Annotated in this window: 4 protein-coding genes; all 4 read right to left on the bottom strand. The window is 38.8% G+C overall.

Annotation, left to right across the window (positions count from 1 at the left end; translation table 11 throughout):
- Window positions 1-459: hypothetical protein (locus Q5866_RS15545; RefSeq protein WP_303181187.1), on the bottom strand; the 459-nt coding region annotated here is incomplete at its 3' end.
- A 44-nt stretch (window positions 460-503) separates the two neighbouring features.
- Window positions 504-1,430 (bottom strand): hypothetical protein, encoded by a 927-nt coding sequence (locus tag Q5866_RS15540; RefSeq protein WP_186978532.1) that lies wholly within the window; start codon window positions 1,428-1,430, stop codon window positions 504-506.
- 12 nt (window positions 1,431-1,442) lie between these two features.
- The gene (locus tag Q5866_RS15535) at window positions 1,443-2,927 is read right to left on the bottom strand and encodes a RagB/SusD family nutrient uptake outer membrane protein (RefSeq protein ID WP_186978531.1); all 1,485 of its coding nucleotides are present in this window, start codon (window positions 2,925-2,927) and stop codon (window positions 1,443-1,445) included.
- 22 nt (window positions 2,928-2,949) lie between these two features.
- Window positions 2,950-6,525 carry a SusC/RagA family TonB-linked outer membrane protein gene (locus Q5866_RS15530; protein ID WP_303181185.1) on the bottom strand — a complete coding sequence of 1,192 codons (3,576 nt, stop codon included), beginning with the start codon at window positions 6,523-6,525 and terminating at the stop codon, window positions 2,950-2,952.
- Between the last annotated feature and the right edge of the window lie 89 nt (window positions 6,526-6,614).

Below are 6,614 nucleotides of genomic sequence, written 5' to 3'. Positions count from 1 at the left end.
ATAACTCGGTATACCAAAACCAAGCGACGGCATACGGGTTATTCCCCAAGCTAAATGCGTACCCGGCATGAAGTTTCCCGCATGCTTCCGAACAGAATAGAAAAAACCTTGATCATCATTATTATCTGTTGTATCCGGTTTTATCGTTAAAGTAGATTGAAACTTGAAAGCTACAAAACCACAATTTTCAGGAAGCGTGTACGTACCTTTCCAAATATCTCCCTCTCGTTTTAATACAACATCACCAATTGTCCACTTGTAACAATCATACGTATAAACGATTCCCACGATATCATGCTTCCCTTCCAAGGGACCACCTTTAGGATTATACGCCAAGTTTATCACACAACCTGCTACCGGTTTTTGCGGTTCGACTTCCAAACGGGAATCTTTTTGTTGCCCGAACGCAGTTGCGATTACCAGTAAATACACAATTGAAATACAAACAATTCTTTTCATTACATCCATATTTTAATTACATAATTTTTTCTTTCATTTCGCTATTACTCGTAAGTTGTATTACCTATCTTTCGGATATCTATATTGTATTTCTCCTTATAATAATTAATTAACACATTCCATTTGTTCTGAATTAATTTATACTCGGAGTTATTTAAATAGATTTCCATTTGTTCATCACTCCGGGAGAATAAATGATACAAAAAGGATTTTAGATCATTTGTTACTGCATACTTCCAAGAAGAAGGATACACGTACCATTCTTCCGCATAATTATCCCCATAATAACGACTAGGGAGAAAACCTCTTTTTCTATATGTATCCAGAGTCTTTTCTGTTAAAGGTAATTCTGGAGCTGTATTATAATCTGTTCCATCGTAAAATTCTTCAGGGATATCCAATATACCTTCTGCGATATAATAATCCCACATGGCAGTTATCAATTCCAGTTTTCTCGCCCTTTTAGTCTCGGCATTCATGGTAGTCAAATTCGCATTCATTCCTGATATCGCAACAGAATTACCATTTAACATGTAATTGTAGAGTATAAGACGTGTCATCTGAGGGGTGGAGCGATCCAAATAAATAGAATCTGCTAAAAACACGCGATAAGGTAATCCTCCTTTCTTCAAAAATTCAGGAGGAAAAAATTGCAACCAAATGGCGTCAATATAATTCAACATGGCGTCAACGTATTGTACGTCTCCCATGCTAATAACATATTTTTGAACAGCACCCGTTCCCGCTGCTTGTTTCCATAACGCATCTTTTTGTGTATAGTTATAAAGCACGTATGAATCATATGTCTCATATATCTCTTGAATACGGGCATTGGCTTCTACCGATGCATTACCCTGCGGTAACTTGTAATCCTCTATAATTTCAATAGGAATTCCTACTTCCTTGTCTTCATTACAAGAAAAAATATTCATCGAAATCAATCCTAAAATAAAATATATAGTTTTTTTCATGATTTTTACTTTTTATATTATAGTATTTCCTTGTCTATCTCCATTTTCTCTTGATGAATTTTGCAAAAGCCCAGAATTTTGCAGAAGTAAACTATTAGGCAAAGGAATCGTATAGAGAGGATCTTTTGCTTTCAACACGAAATTGTAAAGAGTACCTCCTTTTTCAAATTTATACGAATGTTTAATTTCCGGCATTCCTTGACGGCGTAAATCAAACCAACGATGTCCTTCAAAACAAAGTTCCTTTCTACGTTCCAATCGAATTTGTTCAAGAAGCTCTTTCTCGCCATAATTCTCGTCCGTGTATCCGATAATACGCTTTTTTCTGAAATTGTTTAATTCTGCCAAAGCAGATTCATTATCTCCCAGCAAAGCGTATGCTTCCATCCTATTCAAAACAGCTTCCGCAAAACGGATTGATTGTCCGAAATTATTTCCCCCGTATGGTTTAGTCATTAACACATTATTAGTAGGTATATCATTATAATCCTTTTGGGATTTGAAATTATTAGCTAAGAAACGTTGGTCATTTATTTCATCCCATAATTCCCTGAATTCGGGAGCTGTACCAGGCTGATAAGCGTAAGCACTGGAAACGGCAGATGGACCAAAAAGCCATTCTACTTCTGGATTATCATACGTGATGGGATAATACAGGTTACCACTGGCAATATAATCCAGCGCATTTACCATATCCAATAAAATAGCTCCTTGTTCAATCGCTTTATCCACTTCCGCAATACATTCCTCGTAACGTTCCATGTAAAGATACACCCGCGAAAGAAGAATGTGAATCGCTGGTTGATTTACGCGATAATTTTTACGAATAACCGGAAGGGGATCCATCAATCGAGCAGCCTCTTCTAAGCCTTTCGCTATAACTTCTTCATAAATATAAGCTACGGTTTCCCGTTTCAAATGCTCTTCTGTCAAGTCTGCGGTCAGGCGAACCGGGACTCCTAAAGCTTCCTTGTTATGATTGTACGGTTCCCCGTAAATATTCACCAGTTGAAAATAAAGCAATGAACGTACAGCTAAAGCTTCCGCCTTTACCCGCTCCTTTTCGTTATCTGGACCGACAGCATCATCAATATAATCAAGAACCGCATTACAACCTAATATTTTCGCATAAAATGCCCCGTATGTAGTAGAACTTGGAGAAACATTTATTTCATTTCCATAGCCATCATAATCCGAAGCATAAGGTTGCCACGAATAATACGGGAAGTTTAAAATTGCCGAATTACTACCCGCATATTGGTCACTCTCTCTTCCCACGTATGTTAGGAATAGTGCACAATCATCATCCATTAGCGAGGTAAAAGAAAAACTTGGTGAATTCACATCTGGATATCCCGTACCTAACAAGAGTTCCGAGAAGTCTGCCGTTGTTTTCGGAATTACCTCGCTTTGAGATTCTTCTTTCAGAAAATTACTGCAAGCTCCAGTCCCTAGCCATGCAACAATTAATAATAAAATAATTATTTTATTTCTCATAATTTCGTTATTACAAGTATTATTAAAAACTAAAACTCAAAGAACAAGATGCCGTCCGACGGGCAGGCCAATTCGCCGTTTCCGGATCTCGTCCATCCCATTTCTCATCAAAAGCAATAAAAAATGGATTAGAAAGACTTAAAGAAAAAGAAGATTGCCTAATGCCTATTTTCTTCAACCAACCAGAAGGAAGATAGTAATGTAGAGAAATCATTCGACACCGAATAAAGTCTGTTTTCGCCACTCGTAAATCCGATTGATTATACATATCATATGGATTCAATTTTTCTCCCGTGGGTAAAGTCGTACTCATCGAGTTCGGGTTTCCCGCTGGAATTGATGGGATATTGGTGATATTTTCGTCTCCCGGTTTACGCCAACGCTTGAATAGATAACGAGGAGCATTTCGCTCTGGAGCCGGAGCACCGGAGGCGGCAAAAAAAGTTGGAAGAAAAGTTTTTGCCCCGAATGACATAGCGAAATTAGCCCGCAAACACCACTTCCTGTAGCGCAAAGAAGTACTAATTCCACCTGTGATATCCGGCTCTCGGCATCCCACTTTAACTAGATAGTCCAAATCATTTTCCGTATCCTCTACATCCATATACTTAAACAAGGGACGTCCATTTTCAGCATCTAACCCTTCGAATGCGTAAGCATAAAATGTTTGATATTTTTCATTTTCCACGATAGCATTACCTTGAATATAATCAAGTCGCGTATTTACTCGTTCATTTTCTCTAATAGAATTTTTCACTTTACTAGTGTTGAAGGAAAGTGACCATGAAAAATCTTTTGTCTTAACCGGTGTCACGCTCACGTATAATTCATATCCTTTGTTTTTCATTTTCGTGCCATCTACATAAGCATTCTCCACCCCATTCTCTATAACCACATTGCGTGAAGCTAAAACGCGACTTATCTTATTATAAAAACTTAATCCCGCACTCACACGTCCTTGAAAAAATGAAAAATCAATACCCAAATTCCAGTCTTCCGTTTTCTCCCAACCCAAGTTAGGATAAGGTAAAGATTTCAATTTTAACGTGTACTGTTGAAAATAGGAATCCAAACCTCCGTCTGAGGCTATCATATAGGGAGATACAGCTTGAACTGCATTACCTCTCCAACCATAAGAAAACGAAACATCAAACATATCATACCACGAGGAAGCCCATGCCATAAAAGGTTCATTACCAATACGCCACTTCATTCCTAATGACCAACTTGGATTAAATTTCTTATTCTCATCCTGCCCAAATCGATTAGAGGCATCCAGCCGCGCATTAAAATTCAAAACGTAACGTTGCTGGTAACTATACACTAGTGTAAGATATTCACTTAAGGTGTTGGACGTTGTTGTTGTCACGGTACTTCCGGCACGCATATTCTCGTGCAAATCATTAGTATTCTCTCTCAACCCATCTACAGCTGTAACACTTTTGGGCACCGTCGCAAACTTTTCTCCCCGGTAATAGAGGTAACCATATCGCATATTCGCACTTCCCTCCATATTTGTTGAATTAACCTCAAACCCAATGTTCGCTATTAATTTATGTTGTACCCCGAATACTTTATCATACACAAGACTTGTCCTAAAAGAATAATTATTATTTTGCCCATGTTCTTGTCGCAACAATCCCCCAAACGGCAAGATACTGGCATGCTGCTCAACTGAATTGGGCAATACTTCTCCAACCTCATAACCGCGAATATTGGCAATATAATAAGAATATTCCGTCGCCCATGACTTTACTTTATTAGAAGCCAACGAGTAAGAACCTCCAACTTGCCATTCTAAATCTTTCAACAAATTCAATCGAATATTTAACGCAGCCTGCAAATTAATCCCATCTGTTTCAGTCCCAGTATTATCCATTTCATTGATGATATTGTAGTTGTATGCGTATTTATCAAGTATAGACCAACTTGTACTTCCTGATTTTTCATGATAATACAATCCACCATTTTCATCTCGTACAGGTATAGCACGTGTCGTATTCATCGCATAATCATAAGGACTAACCCCAAAAGCAAAATTTTCCGTCGTGCGATAACCACCATTCAATTGAAAATCTAGACTAAATCGATCCTCCTGTCTAAAAGTGGTATTAGAACTTACAGTGAAACCCGACATATTATTTCCCTTCGCTTCTCCTAAAGTACGATTCACCCCCATGGAAAAACGACTCGATAATTTTTTCCCGTTACTAGAAATACTCACGTTATGATTATGACTAAAATTGTTTTTAAACAAAATATCAAACCAATCCGTATTCATATTTTCCATCTTGCGAAATTCCTGTTCAAATTGTTCTCGAGAGATTTCTTTTCCTTGCAATTTTTGGATTAGACCAGCATAAGCAATTGGCAAAACATCCAATCTATAACTTTCCCTGTCTTCCCACAGCTCCTGGGAAAATTGCATATATTCCTGTGAATTCATCATATCGTACATACGATACGATGGTTTCTGCCCAACACTGATACTACCATTGTAAGAAATACTAAAACCTTCACCTTTTGCTTTTTTAGTCGTAATCACAATTACCCCATTAGCAGCTTGGGTACCGTAAATAGCCGTAGCAGAGGCATCTTTCAACACGGTAATTGTTTCAATATCATGAGGGTTCAACCAAGATATTGCATTACCCACGGTTTCTTGCAAACTCTCCATTTCTGATGAAAGAGGGCTTGCATCATCGGGAAGCGGAAGAGGATTCGCTTGTATCACGCCATCCACTACCCAAAGCGGTTCTTGATTACCCAATAAAGTCGAAGTCCCCCGGATACGAATTTTCGGGGTTCCTCCCACTTTACCAGTCTTGTTAATAACTGACATTCCCGGCACCCATCCTTGCAACATCTGGTCAATTGTGGACTCTCCGGCTACCTGTATTTCTTCCGCCCGCAATTGCGTTACTGCCCCCACGTAACGACTGCGATCAATCGTTGCGTATCCCGTCACCACAACCTCTTCAATAGTTTTTACATCCTCCCGCATGATCACCCGCAAAGTATCCTTTGCCGTTTCTTCTGAAAAACTTATAATTTGATTTTGAAACCCTACAAAAGAAAATTCCAGTTGCCCTTTTGTTACTAGTAATTCTAACGAGAATCGGCCGTTAACATCCGTTGCTGTCCCCACAGAAGTTCCTACCAACTTCACTGTCACGCCCGACAAAGGCTGCTTTTTTGTATCGTACACAAAACCTTTCACACGAACAGACTTTTTGGCACTCGTATTATCTTTCCGCGGAACAATTAAAATTATTTCCCCTTGTGCAATAGCAACCAAACGAGTTCCTTGCAAAACGGCTTCCACGGCTTTAATAGCCTGAACGTCCTTTAGCTCCAAGGATACTTGCCGAGCTTCCTTTTCAAGCTCTTCCCGCTTGTAACTGACCGAATTTCCACTCAAACGATTGATTTCCTTAATCGCATCAAGGACAGTCACCTTGTCCAATTTCAAAGAGATTAATTTACCATTCTGCTGCCCAAATACCAAGGGCGGGGTAAGCATTATCCAAATCAGTATACCGATACCGACCATTAATAATCGCCTACACGAAGCAGAAAACATCTTCGGATGTTCCATTTCACGATTTTTTTGCATAGATTTGTAAAACATTAAATTAATAATTTCTTGGTTTTCCAAGAGGTTGAATGACCGGGGCATCTTCCACA

This window comes from uncultured Butyricimonas sp. (assembly GCF_959596855.1).
In the GTDB taxonomy this organism is placed as follows: Bacteria; Bacteroidota; Bacteroidia; order Bacteroidales; family Marinifilaceae; genus Butyricimonas; species Butyricimonas muris.
The sequence above is the reverse complement of the archived record's forward strand: the minus strand, read 5'-3'. Positions and strand labels throughout refer to the sequence as shown.